The organism is Bradyrhizobium sp. CCBAU 11357 (assembly GCF_028128865.1).
Taxonomy (GTDB): Bacteria; Pseudomonadota; Alphaproteobacteria; order Rhizobiales; family Xanthobacteraceae; genus Bradyrhizobium.
The window spans coordinates 230789-245097 of the sequence record NZ_LBJW01000017.1 but is presented as its reverse complement, the minus strand read 5'-3'; the positions used below and the strand labels follow the sequence as shown (position 1 = coordinate 245097).

General features: G+C 65.9%; 11 protein-coding genes. 9 read left to right on the top strand and 2 right to left on the bottom strand.

What is annotated here, in order from left to right:
• The first annotated feature begins 186 nt into the window (after positions 1–186).
• A complete protein-coding gene (locus XI05_RS06125; protein ID WP_271499752.1) occupies positions 187–819 on the top strand; it encodes a cupin domain-containing protein in 633 nt (210 codons plus the stop codon).
• A 121-nt stretch (positions 820–940) separates the two neighbouring features.
• Entirely contained in the window at positions 941–2800 is a 1860-nt protein-coding gene (locus tag XI05_RS06120) for an ATP-binding protein (RefSeq protein WP_271499750.1), read from the top strand.
• An 8-nt stretch (positions 2801–2808) separates the two neighbouring features.
• Here XI05_RS06120 and XI05_RS06115 read toward each other — a convergent pair whose 3' ends face one another.
• Complete coding sequence (locus XI05_RS06115; protein WP_271499747.1) at positions 2809–3834, bottom strand: AraC family transcriptional regulator; 1026 nt, start codon at positions 3832–3834, stop codon at positions 2809–2811.
• 187 nt (positions 3835–4021) lie between these two features.
• Here XI05_RS06115 and XI05_RS06110 point away from each other — a divergent pair, with 187 nt between their 5' ends.
• From XI05_RS06110 to XI05_RS06080, 7 genes are all read left to right on the top strand, one after another.
• A complete protein-coding gene (locus tag XI05_RS06110; RefSeq protein ID WP_024339447.1) occupies positions 4022–4471 on the top strand; it encodes a cupin domain-containing protein in 450 nt (149 codons plus the stop codon).
• Positions 4472–4570: 99 nt separating this feature from the next.
• A complete protein-coding gene (locus XI05_RS06105; RefSeq protein WP_271499744.1) occupies positions 4571–6067 on the top strand; it encodes a flavin-containing monooxygenase in 1497 nt (498 codons plus the stop codon).
• A gap of 82 nt (positions 6068–6149) precedes the next feature.
• Positions 6150–7223 carry a hypothetical protein gene (locus tag XI05_RS06100; RefSeq protein ID WP_271499742.1) on the top strand — a complete coding sequence of 358 codons (1074 nt, stop codon included), beginning with the start codon at positions 6150–6152 and terminating at the stop codon, positions 7221–7223.
• A 67-nt stretch (positions 7224–7290) separates the two neighbouring features.
• A complete protein-coding gene (locus tag XI05_RS06095) occupies positions 7291–8034 on the top strand; it encodes an NAD-dependent epimerase/dehydratase family protein (RefSeq protein ID WP_271499739.1) in 744 nt (247 codons plus the stop codon).
• A 34-nt stretch (positions 8035–8068) separates the two neighbouring features.
• A complete protein-coding gene (locus XI05_RS06090; protein WP_271499737.1) occupies positions 8069–8272 on the top strand; it encodes a hypothetical protein in 204 nt (67 codons plus the stop codon).
• Between the two features lie 174 nt (positions 8273–8446).
• Entirely contained in the window at positions 8447–9640 is a 1194-nt protein-coding gene (locus tag XI05_RS06085; protein ID WP_271499734.1) for an efflux RND transporter periplasmic adaptor subunit, read from the top strand.
• A gap of 12 nt (positions 9641–9652) precedes the next feature.
• On the top strand, positions 9653–12805 hold the full coding sequence (locus tag XI05_RS06080; protein WP_271499731.1) for an efflux RND transporter permease subunit: 3153 nt from the start codon (positions 9653–9655) through the stop codon (positions 12803–12805).
• Between the two features lie 306 nt (positions 12806–13111).
• On the opposite strand, the gene XI05_RS06075 is transcribed toward XI05_RS06080, so the two are convergent.
• A complete protein-coding gene (locus XI05_RS06075) occupies positions 13112–14284 on the bottom strand; it encodes an MFS transporter (RefSeq protein ID WP_271499728.1) in 1173 nt (390 codons plus the stop codon).
• Positions 14285–14309: the final 25 nt, after the last annotated feature.

The window sequence follows — 14309 nt, the reverse complement described above, 5'->3', positions numbered from 1 at the left end:
TCCCGCGCCCCCGAGACCCCGGCAAAGGGACAGGAGTGGGCTTTAGTGCTTCTAAATTTTTCTTCCAAAAGTTCATCACGACTAAATACAGCTGTCAATCGCATTGCTAGAATGCGTTCGCTTTTCAATCCGACTGAAGCCACGAGGCGCGATGCCCGAGGCTGAGATGATGCATGGGAGAGCGACATGGATGGTCGAGGCGATACCAACGGCACCAAGGACGCTTCCACGATCGAAGCTGACGATGCGGTCGACCAGCGCCTGGGTGAAACCGTGCGGCTGCTGCGACAGCGCGCCGGCCTTTCGATCCAGGACGTCGCCAACAAGACCGGCCTGTCGACCGGCATGATCAGCCAGCTCGAACGCGCACGCGCGATGCCCTCGATCCGCACGCTGCGCCTGCTCGGCATCGCGCTCGACGTCCCCATCTCCTATTTCTTCGAGAGCAGCGATCCCGCCGACGGGCAGCGCTACATCGTGCGCAAGAGCAACCGGAGGCTGCTCCGGCTCACCGCCAGCGGCGTCGTCAAGGAAGCGCTGACCCCGGAAGGCAAGGGCCAGCTCGAGCTCTACGAGCTCACGCTCAACCCCGGCGCCTCCTCCGGCACCGACTTCCTGCAGCACACCGGCGAGAAGGCGGGCTACATCCTCGCGGGCAGCCTGCGGCTGTGGCTCGACAACCAGGCCCATGTGCTGGAAGCCGGCGACAGCTTTCGTTTTCCGAGCATCGTGCCCCACATGTTCGACAACCCGACCCAGCAGGTGGCGCGCGTGATCTGGGTGACGACGCTGCGGCAGACCGACTCGCCGGCGGGTTGAAGCGGCCCCGTCCCGCACCACCGGAAATTGCCCCTCGACGCCGCCGCGCCTAGTCTGTAGCTCACATGATGCCCGCAGCTCGCGAAGCGGCGGGGGCGGCCGGCGTCTTTGGTGTGAGACCATGAAACTCAGGAGGCTTCTGACCCTCGCGTTGGCCGCACAGGCCATCGTGACTGCTGCAGCCTTCCTCGCCTCCTCTCTGGCGACCGGCAGTGCCGAATTCGGCACGGCCCAGCTCCTCGCGCTCTTGGTCAGCGCCGCCGTGGCGGTGCTGCTCGTCCCTCTCTGCGCGCGTGCGATCGAGACGTCGCGGGAAATACGCACCGCTGAGCTGCTGGCCGGGCAGGCGCAGACCAACACGCACATGATGCAAGCCGTCATCAGGACCGCGCTCGATGCCTTCATTCAGATCGACGAGAGCGGCACCGTGCTGGAGTGGAGCTTTCAGGCGGAGGCGCTGACCGGATGGACGCGGCAGGAGGCGCGGGGCGCCGATGTCGTCGATCTTCTCGTTGCCGACCCGCTGCGCGCCGCCTTCAGGCAACGTATGGCGCGGCTCGTTCCGGAATTGTCCGCCGCGCCGGCCGGCATGCGCTTCGAAGTCACCTTGGTCCACAGGAACGGCGAGAATATCCTGGTCGAGGCGTCAAGCACGGTGTTGCGGATCGAAGAGCGCTCCATCATCAACACCTTCGTCAGGGACATCACCCAGACGCGCGCCGCCGAGGAGCAGCTGATCCAATCCCAGAAGATGGACGCGGTCGGGCAGCTCACCGGCGGCATCGCGCATGAATTCAACAACATGCTCACGGTGATAACAGGCACGATCGAGATCCTCGCCGACGCCGTCAAGGACAACCCGCCGCTGGCGACCATCACCAAGCTGATCAGCGAGGCCGCCGATCGCGGCGCCGCGCTGACGTCGAGCTTGCTCTCCTTTGCCCGCAAGCAGGCGCTGCAGCCGGCCGAGATCGACGTCAATGCGCTCATCGAGGAGCTCGCCAAGCTGCTGCTCGCAACCTTCGACAAGAAGATCGAGATCGTGACGAAGCTGGGCGGCAATGTCTGGCTGGCCTACGCCGACCGCGGGCAATTGAGCTCGGCGCTGCTCAACCTCGCCATCAATGCCCGCGATGCCATGCTGGACGGCGGCAGGCTGACGCTGACGACGCGCAACGTCGTGTTCGGCGTGCGCGAGGCCCTGGCGGTCGGCGCCGGCTATGCCGGCGACTATGTCGAGATCGAGATTGCCGACACCGGCACCGGCATTCCGCAAGCCATTCTCGAACGCATCTTCGATCCGTTCTTCTCGACCAAGGAGGTCGGCAAAGGCACGGGGCTCGGGCTCAGCATGGTGTTCGGCTTCGTCAAGCAGTCCGGTGGCGGCATCAAGGTCGCCTCCGAAGAAGGACGCGGCACCATCTTCACGATCTACCTGCCGAAGGCGGAGGCGAGCACGTTGCGTCCGACCGGCTACGACGACCGCAAGATCGTCGGCGGGACCGAAACCATCCTCTGTGTCGAGGATGACCGCGAGGTCCGCCGCTACGTCACGGTCCAGCTCGAAGGGCTCGGCTACAAGGTCATCCCCGCCGCCGATGCGACCGAGGCCCTCGCCATCGCGGCCGAAGGCGCCCCGTTCGACCTGCTCTTCACCGACATCGTGATGGCCGGCAGCATGAACGGACGCGAGCTCGCCGAGCAGATGGTGGCCGCACGACCGTCCTTGCGGGTCCTCTTCACCTCCGGCTACGCCTACGATTCCCTGCATGCACAGGGACGCGCCACGATGGGTGCGCCGCTGCTGCGAAAGCCCTACCGCAAGGCCGAGCTGGCACGCCTGCTGCGGCGCAGCCTCGACACCGCAGTCGATTCCGCCGGCGATGCGATCCCGACGCCCTACTCGGTACAGGCCGACGTCGAGGCGTTTCTGCGCAGGCAGGCCGCGGAAGATAGTGGCACGACGCGGTCGCGGAAGTAGCATCCGCGCTAGCTCATCCTTCGGCGCAGCGTCGCCGATGGCGTCTCGCCGAACTTTTCGCGGTAGGCGCCGGCCATGCGGCCGAGATGGGTGAAGCCGAGATCGAACGCGATGTCGGTGATGGAGGCATCGGGCGCGGCCTGCGCGAGGCGCGCATGCAGACCGGCGAGGCGCATGTCGAGCAGCATCTGCGAGATCGACAGGCCGAAGTGACGGCGGAAGCCGAGCTGCAGCGCGCGGATGCCGATGCCGGAGGCGCAGGCGAGCTGCGCGAGATCGAGCGGCTCGCCGGCATTGTCGGCCAGATGTTCGCGTGCGGCGCGGAGCGCGCGCGGCAGGCGCTCGGCCTGGCCGGAGAAGGTTTCAATCGCATCCGAGTGGCTATGCCGCTGCCCGTTGAGGAGATGATCGAGAAGCGCTTCGCGCCGATCGGCCATCGCGACCGGCGACAGTCGGCCTGATGGCCCGAGACGCTCGGCGAGCGTCATCAGTTCGGCGAGCCGGGCCTGCAGGGCTCGCCCGGACGGCGCATCGAGCTCGATCACCGGATCGAACTCGACCGCCCCGGCCGCCCTGCCCGACAAGGCCGCGGCGCGCTGCTCGACCATGCGGCGGTCGAGCAGCAGGATCGCCTGCGCGCAATCGCTCCACATCATCCGGGTCGGAATCGTCGGCGACAGCAGCGACGCCGTCCGGCCCGGCGCCGCATCGAGCTCGCGATGACCGGCACGAATGCGGGCGCCGCCCGCGAGCGGGACCTGCACCAGGAAGAAGCGCTCGAGGCAGCCCGGATCGATGCTGACCGATCCGCCATAGGCGACGTAGTTGATGGAAAAGCCGTCGAAGGCCGCGCAATTGTGCCGGGCCGAGAAGCCGGCCGCGCGCGCCTGCGTCGGCTCGAGATCATGCGGGCAGAAGATGCGCCCGATCTGCTCGGCCGCCTCGTCGACATCGTCCGTGGTCACGCGGGCGAAGGCCGCAAGCCGTTCGGCTGCAGAGGCTCTTGCGCTCATTTCCAGCTCGGCTGCGGACATCGTCGACCATGCTTCGCGCCCGGAATTACTTTAAGCCTATAATAGTTCCGCGGGCGCGAAAAGGGCCGAAGCTCGCAAAATCATCGTGCTGCATGGCAACAGGCGCTCCGGATTCGTTTAGCGGATAGACAGGCGGCCCGTCCCCGGCCGATGCTCCGTCCCCGCCGGAATCCATGAGGAGCGAGCCATGACTGCACTCGAAAAAGGCATTACCGCCAACGGCACGGGCTATGGCGGCAAGAGCTGGAACATCCTTGGCCAGGTCTATTTCCCCAAGGCCGTGACCGATTCCACCTTCGCGTTCGAAACCAACAGCGATCCCGGCCAGTTCGTGCCGGTGCACATCCACCCGACCCAGGACGAGTTCATCCTGGTGCAGGAAGGCACGCTCGATCTCAAGCTCGACGGTCAATGGGTCAAGGCCCATGCCGGCGACCTCGTGCGCATGCCCCGCGGCATCCCGCACGGCTATTTCAACAAATCCGACAAGCCGTGCCGGGCGCTGTTCTGGGTCTCGCCGATGCAGAAGCTGGAGGCGCTGTTCAACCAGCTGCACAATCTGACCGACCCCGCGGAAGTCGTGCGCATCTCGGCCCTACATGAGGTCGACTTCCTGCCGCCCGAGGCCAACGACTAGCCGTCGCCGCTTCCTTCCGCTTCCATCTGCTTGCAGCCGGCCGGCCGCGCCTTGCGGCCGAACGCGGCCGCTTGCGCGCCAAACACAACGAGCAATCCCATGGTCAGCCCAAAACCAAAACATGTCTGCGTGATCGGCGCCGGTGTCTCCGGCCTTGCCGCCGCGAAAGCATTCTCCACCCGTGGCCACCGCGTCACCATCGTCGAGCGCAGCTCGGATCTCGGCGGCGTCTGGGAGCCGGCGCGCTCCTACCCTGAGGTGCAGACCCAGAGCCCGAAGGAGCTCTACCGCTACACCGACCGCGCCATGCCGGAGGCCTATCCGGAATGGCCGACCGGGCCGCAGGTCCACGCTTATCTCGCCAACTATGCCAAAAGCTTCGGCCTCGACCACATGCTGCGGCTCAACACCGAAGTCGCCGGCATGGCGCGCCGTGCCGACGGCAGACCGGGATGGACACTGGCCTTGAAGGACAAGAACGGCACGGGCACGAACGAGGATTTCGATTTCGTCGCGGTCTGCACCGGGCAATTCAACGAGCCGCGCGAGCTGCATTGCCCTGGGGAGGACGGCTTTCTGGCGCAGGGCGGCCAGATCCTGCACTCGTCGAAATACGGCGATCCGACGCTGGCGAAAGGACGCCGCGTCGTCGTGCTCGGCGGCTCGAAGTCCGCGACCGACATCGCCGTGAACGCGGTGAAGTCGGGCGCGCGCGAGGTCACGATCGTGATGCGCGAGCCGGTCTGGCGCATTCCCTATTTCATCGGCGGGCTCGTGAACTTCAAGCGCATCCTCTACATCCGCGCGCAGGAGGAGATGTTTCCCGGCTGGGGCATCGGCGCGATGGGGCGGCTCGCCCATCGCATCGCCGCGCCGCTGGTCTGGGCGAACTGGCGCGGGCTGGAGAGCCTGCTGAAGGCGCAGCTCAAGCTCGGCCGCTGCAACATGGTGCCGAAGGAACGGATCGAGGACGGCGTCAACTGCTCGGTGCCGATCGCAACGCCGGGCTTCTATCCGATGGTCGCCGACGGCCGCATCAAGGCCGTGTTCGGCACGTTCGACCATTATGAGGGCGACAGCATCGTGATGAGCGGCGGCGAACGCGTGGGCGCCGACGTCGCGGTGCTCGCGATCGGCTACAAGCTCGGCGTGCCGTTCCTGCCCGAGGCCTATCAAGCGAAGCTGGTCGATGCCGACGGGCAGTACCGGCTCTATCGCCTGATCGCCAACCCCGATCTGCCGGAGCTCGGCTTCGTCGGCTTCAACTCCTCGTTCTGCACCGTGCTCTGCGCCGACCTCGCGGCGAACTGGCTGGTGCGCTACGCCGACGGCCAGCTCGCCAACCAGCCGACGGCGCAGGCGATGCGCGACAACATCGAGATGATGCTGCACTTCAAGCGCGTCGAGCGGCCGGCGGCGGGCGTCTATGGCGGCCTCTGCGTCGCACCCTTTCACTACCGCCATTTCGACGAGCTGATGGCCGACATCGGCGCAAAGCAGCAGAAGCGCGGCGGACTCGCGGGGCGCTTCCAGCCGCCGGATGCGGATGCTTACGCCAAGTTCCTGGCGACGGCGCCGGATTACCGGGCGGCGTGAGAGGAGAATTGCGGCAGCTCGCCTCCGACGTTTACGATCTCGCTGGCCATCGAATCGACAGGAACCAGCCATAGGATCGGCCATGGGATCGAGACGACTTGCCGCCGCGGCCCTTGCGGCTGTTGCCTTCTGCGTCGCGGTGCCCGCCGTAGCGCAGAAGGCGGCGCCGACGCCACAGCAGTCGGAGGCGCTCGCGGCCTACGAGCGCGCGCTCGGCGACTTCAAATCCATCCTCGCCGAGCGGCGGCGCCAGATCGAGGCGAAGGAGCCGCTGCCGAACCTGCCGGGACAGGCGCTCTATCTCGCGCGCGTCGCTGTGATCAGTGCTTACAAGGACCTCACCGACGTCATGCCGTCGCGGATCGGCCGGCCGAACAAGTTCGAGATTCCTCCGCCCTATTTCGATGCCGAGATCGAGCCGCTGGTCCACGAATACGGCAGGCTGTTCGACCTCATGGAGGCGCCGCCTGCGAGCGCGCAGAACTCGCCGACGCCGTTTAGGGACGTCGTCGATCTCGCCGTTGCGATTGCGCGCGCCAAGGGGCTCGCGCCTGAACACGCCGAGGCTGCCGGGCGGATCAGCCTCGGGCTGTTCTTTGCGGAGACCAACGGCAAGCAGAACGTCCGCAACGCACGCTCGAACACCTATATGGGCAGCTTCCAGACCGGCCCCTCCGAAGACCGCAACGGCAGGCGGAAATGGGAGGCCATCAAGGGCGTCATCGCCGCGATCGATCCGCACCTGAGCGCACGCGACGACAAGGAGGAGGCGCGCGCCCGCGGCACCGACCATCGCTTCAACCACTGGACCAATGTGCGCGACGGCCTGATGAACGCGCACGCCGATCTGTTTCGTGAGATCCCGAAAATCGTGAAGACACTGCCCGACCCGATCGACCAGATGAAGCTGTTCGAGCTGATCCAGATCGTTCCCACCCCGACGCGGTCGGCGCTCAAATCCGGCGATCTCCTGAACTATGGGGTCTCCAGCCCCACGATCATGAAACACCTCCGCAACAACAGCATCTTTGCCTTCGGACGGGCCGACCGGGCGAAAACCTCGGCAAGCTACCGCGAGATCCTCGCTGCGATGTGGCTGTTCAACCGGAAGTTCGAGAAGGCGATGGCGAAATACGCGGAGATCAGGGGCCGCTGAGGAGGCGGGTTGCAACTGCCGGCGCAGGTTGTAGTCTCGCGATCGCATCGGCCACACGGACCGTTCCATGCGCATTCTCGTTCTCGGCGGCAGCCAGTTTCTCGGCCGGGCGGTCGCAAGCCATGCTTGCGCTGGCGGTCATGACGTGACCTGCGCCGTCCGCGGCCTTGCGGGGCCGATTGCCGCCGGCGCCCGCTTCGTGCGGATTGACCGCGACCTAGCCGACGGACTTGCGCCGCTCGCCGGTGAGACATTCGACGCCGTGGTCGATGTCGCGCGTCATCCCGGCCAGGTCCGCCGCGCGGTCGCCGCGCTGAAGCAGCCGGGCGTGCATTGGACCTTCGTCTCGACGATCAGCGTCTATGCGGACAACCGCGTCCCGGGGCAACGCGCCGACACCGCGCCGCTGCGCGAGCCTGTTGCGGCGGAGATCAAGCACAGCAGCGAGGCGATCTACGGCGCCGCCAAGGTCGCCTGCGAACAGGCGGTCGGCGATGATGCCTTCATCTGCCGTGCCGGACTGATCGCAGGGCCCGAGGATCCGACCGGACGGTTCGCCTACTGGCCGGCGCGGCTTGCGCGCGGCGGCGAGGTGCTGGCGCCGGGATCGCCGGAGGATGCGGTGCAGTTCATCGACGTGCGCGATCTCGCGCCGTGGATCGTGCATGCGGCAGAGACCGGTCTCACCGGCATCTATGACGGGATCGGGCCGATCCGCACGCGCGGCGAATTCCCTGAGCGAATGCGCATCGGCGCTGAACGCGTCCTGCACCTTCACCTGGGTCGATCGCGCCTTTCTGGAAGCGCATGACGTCAGGCGTTGGGCCGGCCCGCGGTCGCTGCCGATGTGGCTGCCCCTGCCCGACTTCGCCGGCTTCATGACGCGCGACACCTCGTCGGCGCGCGAGGCCGGCTTGACCTCGCGACCGGCGGGAGACACCGCGCGCGATACGCTTGATTGGCTCAACGCCAGCAACGGGCCGGTCGTCGGTCTCACCGCCGAAGACGAAAAGGATGTGCTCGCGGCGTGGCATGCGCACCAGCCCTAGTGCGGACGGGTCGATCGTCCGCCCCGTGAAAAAGCGCCTTGTCACGACAAATCTGTCAACAGCCACACAGCCGTTTGCAGTGCAAGGGACGTGACCGCCATGGCTATGGTGTTTCACGGCCGCGCATTTGTTGGTAGCCTGCCGCACCGACAGACAGCAATCGGGGACCACCGAATGACGCGCGCGAATCCCACCTCTCCCGCACGACGCAATGAAGCGTGGACGCGTATCGGACAGGTCCTTTCCGCCGCGACCGCCGTGATCATGCTCGCCGGCTGTGAGGACAAGAACACGTTCGTGGCGCCGCCGCCGCCCAAGGTGGACGTCGCGACGCCGGTGCAGCGCCCGGTGACGCGCTACATCGAGGCCACCGGCAACACGGCGCCGATCAAGAGCGTCGATCTCGTCGCGCGCGTGCAGGGCTTCCTGCAAACGATCGACTATCAGGACGGCACGTTCGTCAAGCAGGGCACCCAGCTGTTCACGATCGAGCCGGAGACCTACAAGCTCAAGGTCGAGCAGGCGAAGGCCGCGGAGGTCGGCGCGCAGGCCACGGTCAAGCAGACCGAAGCCGATTACAAGCGGCAGGTCGAGCTGGTGCAGCGCCAGGCGGTCTCGCAGTCCACCCTCGACACCTCGACATCGACCCGCGACAACGCCCAGGCCAACCTCCAGCAGGCCCAGGTCAATACGAGGCTGGCCGAGGTCAATTACGGCTACACCAGGGTGACCGCGCCGTTCGACGGCGTCGTCAGCGCGCACATGGTCTCGGTCGGCGAGCTGGTCGGCGTCTCCTCGCCGACCCAGCTCGCCACCATCGTCGCGATGGACCCGATCTATGTGAACTTCACCGTCAACGAGCAGGACGTGCTGCGCATCCGCGCCGAGGCGGCCCGTCGCGGACTGACGCCCACGGACATGAAGCAATTCCCGATTCAAGTGGGGCTGCAGACCGAGACCGGCTATCCGCATGAGGGCAAGCTCGACTACGTCTCGCCGACCCTCAATCAATCGACCGGCACGCTGGCGGTGCGCGGCCTCGTCCCCAACGACAAGCGGGTGCTGCTGCCCGGCTATTTCGTCCGGGTCCGCGTGCCCTTCGACCAGGAGAAGAGCGCGCTGCTCGTTCCCGACACAGCGCTCGGCAGCGACCAGGGAGGCCGCTATCTGCTGGTGGTCAACAGCGACAACGTCGTCGAGCAGCGCAAGGTGCAGATCGGCCCCGTCGACAACGGGCTGCGCGTCATCGAAAGCGGCCTGAAGCCGGAGGACCGCGTCGTGACCGCGGGGCTCTTGCGCGTCATCCCGGGCCAGAAGATCGATCCGCAGATGACGAAGATCGAGCAGTCGCAGGCCTCGAGCAAGTAAGGGCTGCCAGCCATGATCTCAAAGTTCTTCATCGAGCGGCCGGTCCTCTCCAACGTCATCGCGCTCCTGATGATCCTGATCGGCGGCGTCGCGCTGTTCAATCTCGCCATCGCGCAATATCCCGACGTGGTGCCGCCGACCGTGCAGGTCACCACGCGCTATCCCGGCGCCAGCGCCAAGACGGTGATCGACACCGTGGCGCTGCCGATCGAGCAGCAGGTCAACGGCGTCGAGGACATGCTGTACATGCAGTCCTACAGCGGCTCCGACGGCACCTACACGCTGACCGTCACCTTCAAGATCGGCACCGACCTCAATTTCGCGCAGGTGCTGGTGCAGAACCGCGTCTCCAGCGCGCTGTCGCAATTGCCGCAAGCCGTGCAGAACCAGGGCGTCACCGTGCAGAAGCGGTCGACCTCGATCCTGTTGTTCGTGACGCTGACCTCACCGGATGCGAAATACGACAGTCTCTACTTGAGCAACTACGCCACCATCAACATCCGCGACGAGCTCTCGCGCCTGCCCGGCGTCGGCAACGTCACCGTGTTCGGCGCCGGCCAATATTCGATGCGGATCTGGCTCGATCCCAACAAGCTGCAAGTCCGGGGTCTGGTGCCGCAGGACGTCATCAACGCAATCCAGCAGCAGAGCCAGCAGGTCTCCGCCGGCCAGGTCGGCGCGCCGCCGACGCCGCCGGGACAGGCGTTCCAGTACACGCTGAACGTCAACGGACGGCTCGACGACGCCGGCCAGTTCGAGAACATCATCGTCAAATCGGGCAGTAGCGGCGACGTCACGCGGGTGCGCGACGTCGGCTGGGTCGAGCTCGGCGCGCAGACCTACAGCCAGATCTTCTCGCTCAACAAGCAGCCGGCCACCGGCATCGGCGTGTTCCAGTCGCCCGGCGCCAACGCGCTCCAGGTCGAGCAGGCCGTCGAGAAGAAGATGGCGGAGCTCGCCAAGCGCTTCCCCGAAGGCATCAAGTACGACACGCCGTTCGACACCACCAAGTTCGTGGAAGCCTCGGTGCACGAGGTCTACATGACCCTGATCGAGGCCGGCCTGCTGGTGCTGGTCGTGATCCTCGTCTTCCTGCAGGACTGGCGCGCGATGCTGGTGCCGGCGACGACCGTGCCCGTCACCATCATCGGCGCGTTCGCGGCGATGGCGGCGCTCGGCTTCACCATCAACATGTCGACGCTGTTTGCGATCGTGCTCGCGATCGGCATCGTGGTCGACGACGCCATCGTCGTGGTCGAAGGCGCCGCCCACAACATCGAGCAGGGCATGAACGGCCACGACGCCGCGATCCGCGCGATGGACCAGCTGTTCGCGCCGATCGTCGGCATCACCCTGGTGCTGATCTCGGTGTTTTTGCCGGCCTCGTTCCTCGCAGGACTGACCGGGCGCATCTACTCGCAATTCGCGCTGGTGATCGCCGCGACCGCCCTGCTCTCGGCGATCAACGCAGCGACCTTGAAGCCGACCCAATGTGCGCTGTGGCTGCGGCCGGCGGTACCGCCGGAGCAGCGCAATTTCTTCTATCGGGGTTTCAATGCGGTCTACGACCGCGTCGAGCGCGGCTACACCAGGCTGATCACGTTTCTGGTGAAGCACGCCACCATCTCGGTCGCGTTCGCGCTGCTGGTCATCGCAGCCAGCGGCTACGGCCTGTCGCGGGTGCCGACCGGCTTCCTGCCGATCGAGGACCAGGGCTATCTGATCGCCGCCGTGCAGCTGCCCGACGGCGCCGCGCTGGAGCGGACGCAGGCCGTGCTCGACAAAGCGAGCGGGCTGATCAAGGAGACACCCGGCGTGGCGCAGGTCATCACCATCGCCGGCATCTCCGCGCTCGACAACAGCGCCAGCCTCGCCAATGCCGGCGTCGCCTACATCATCCTGAAGGACTGGGACGCGCGCAAAGGGCCAGGCGAGGATTTGCGCTCGCTGGTCTTTGGCCTCAACGACAAGCTCGCGGCCATCATGGAGGCCCGCACCATCGTGCTGCCGCCGCCGCCGATCCAGGGCATCGGCAACGCCGCGGGCTTCTCGATGCAGGTCGAGCTGCGCGACGGCAACAGCGATTTCGCCAAGCTGCAGGCCATCACCGGCGCGATGGTCTCCAACGCTCAGAGCCAGAGCGCGCTGCAGCGCGTGCAGTCCTCGTTCCGCTCCTCGGTGCCGCAATTCAACATCGAGATCGACCGCGTCAAGACCCAGACGCTGCACGTGACGACGGATCAGGTGTTCTCGGCGCTGTCGACCTATCTCGGCTCGTCCTATGTCAACCAGTTCAACAAGTTCGGCCGCGTGTTCCAGGTCTACACCCAGGCCGATCCGGCGTTCCGCGTCACCGAGCGCGACATCGCCAACATGCAGGTGCGCAACTCGAACGGCGACATGATCCCGATCGGCACCGTCGCCAAGATCACGCCGGCGACCGGGCCGTCGCTGATCAGTCTCTACAACCTCTATCCGTCCTCGACCGTGATCGGCCTGCCGGCGCAGGGCTATTCCTCCGGTCAGTCGCTGAAGCTGATGGAGGAGATCGCGGACAAGACGCTGCCGCCCGGCACCGGCTATGAATGGACCGCGATGTCCTATCAGGAGAAGGCGGTCAGCAACCAGATCTACTGGGTGTTCGGGCTCGCCATGCTGCTGGTCTATCTCGTGCTCGCCGGCCAGTACGAGAGCTGGTATGCGCCGATCTCGGTGATCCTCGCCGTGCCGCTGTCGCTGCTCGGGCCGATGCTGATCCTCTCCGCCCTGAAGATCGACAACAACCTCTATTGCCAGATCGGCTTGATCCTGCTCATCGCGCTGTCGGCGAAGAACGCCATCCTGATCGTCGAGGTCGGGCTCGAGCTGCACGGCCGCGACGGCAAGGGGGTCGTGGAAAGCGCGATCGAAGCGGCGCGTGCCCGCTTCCGGCCGATCCTGATGACCTCGTTCGCCTTCATCCTCGGCGTCGTCCCGCTGGTGCTCGCGACCGGCGCCGGCGCCAGCGCGCGCAAGTCGATCGGCATCACCGTGTTCTCGGGGATGCTGGCCTCGACCTGCCTCGCGGTGCTGTTCGTACCGGCGTTCTTCGTGGTGGTGCAGCGCTTCGAGAACTGGCGGGCGAGCAAGAAGGCGGTGAAGGCGGTGGCGGAGGTGAAGCCTTAGCTTCCCTTCGTCCGCTCGAAACAAAAAGTCCGAAAACAACCCCATGCACAGTAGGGATGGGGTTGAAAAGTCTTGCGAAAATTTCGGTCTTGCCGAATCGACTTGCTCCGTCGGGCAAAACACTGGCAGAATGGCATCATCGGCGAAATGAGCGATCGGCCGCGACCTCCCTCGTCATTGCGAGCGAAGCGACTTGTCCGCCGAAGCCTTGGCGAAGGCGGAAGCAATCCAGACTGTCTCCGCGGAGCGACCCTGGATTGCTTCGTCGCAAGGGCTCCTCGCAATGACGAGTGGAGAGAGTTCGGCTCACGCCGCCTGCGGCGTCCGGATCTCGCGCGGCAGGATCAGTGCAGCGGCGATCGCGAGCAGGCAGAGGGCGGCGAAGGCGTGCAGCATGGTGACGAAGCCGCCCTGCTCGTAGAGCCAGGCGACCAGACCGACGGAGGCGCCGGCCGCGGTGAAGCCGACGAAATAGCGCACGGCATAGGCGCGCGAGCGCCACTCTTCCGTGGTGTATTTGCCGACCATGGCATCATTCACCGTGACCTGACCGAACGCGCCCATGACGATGCCGATCGAAACCACGATCAGCGGCAGGTTGGACAGGCTCGCCGCCAGATACAGGAACGGCGCCAGCATGAAGGACAGCGGCAGCGCCACCGTCTTCAGCGAATAGCGGTCGAGCAGCCGGCCGATCGTGTACTGCGTCATCGCGCCGAACACGTAGACGCCGGCGGCGATGACCCCGAGCAGCGCCGGGCTCCTGGTCAGGTCAGCAAGGCGCTCGGCGAACAGTTTTGGCAGCGCGACGGTGACGGCGTTGAAGGTCGTGGAGATCGCGATCACCACGATCAGCAGCGCCAGGATCACGCGCCACATGTCCTGCTTGGCCACCCGCGCCTGCGCTGCGGCCTGCTTCGAGCCCTTGCGGTCTTCGTGCACGACGCTCAGCGCGAAGGCGATTCCGATCAGGACCGTGACGACGCCGGGAACGATGAAGGCAAAGCGCCAGCCGAGATATTGGCCGATCACGCCGGTGACCAGGGCCGACGAGGCCACGCCGAGATTGCCCCAGACGCCGTTGATGCCCATCTCGCGACCGAGCCGGTCGGCATAAGACACGATCATGGCCGTGCCGACGGGGTGATAGATCGAGGCAAAGATGCCGATCGCGAGCAGCGCCGCGCCGAGCTGGACCTGCGTTTGCACGAAGCCGACCGCGATCATGGAGAGGCCGATGCCGACGAAGAAGATCAGCATCATGTGGCGGCGGCTCCAGCGATCGCCGAGCCAGCCGGTGAGCAGCGAACCGGCGCCGAAGGCGACGAAGCCCGGTGTCGCGTAAGGCAACAGTTCCGAATAGGCCATGCCGAGCGCCGGGCCCATGATGATGACAGCGGCGGCGAAGATCAGCATCGCATAATGGTCGATGAAATGGCCGGCATTGACGAAACCGATGACCCGGCTGGGGCTGTTCATTCCCGAATCCTCTCCTGCTCCGAAA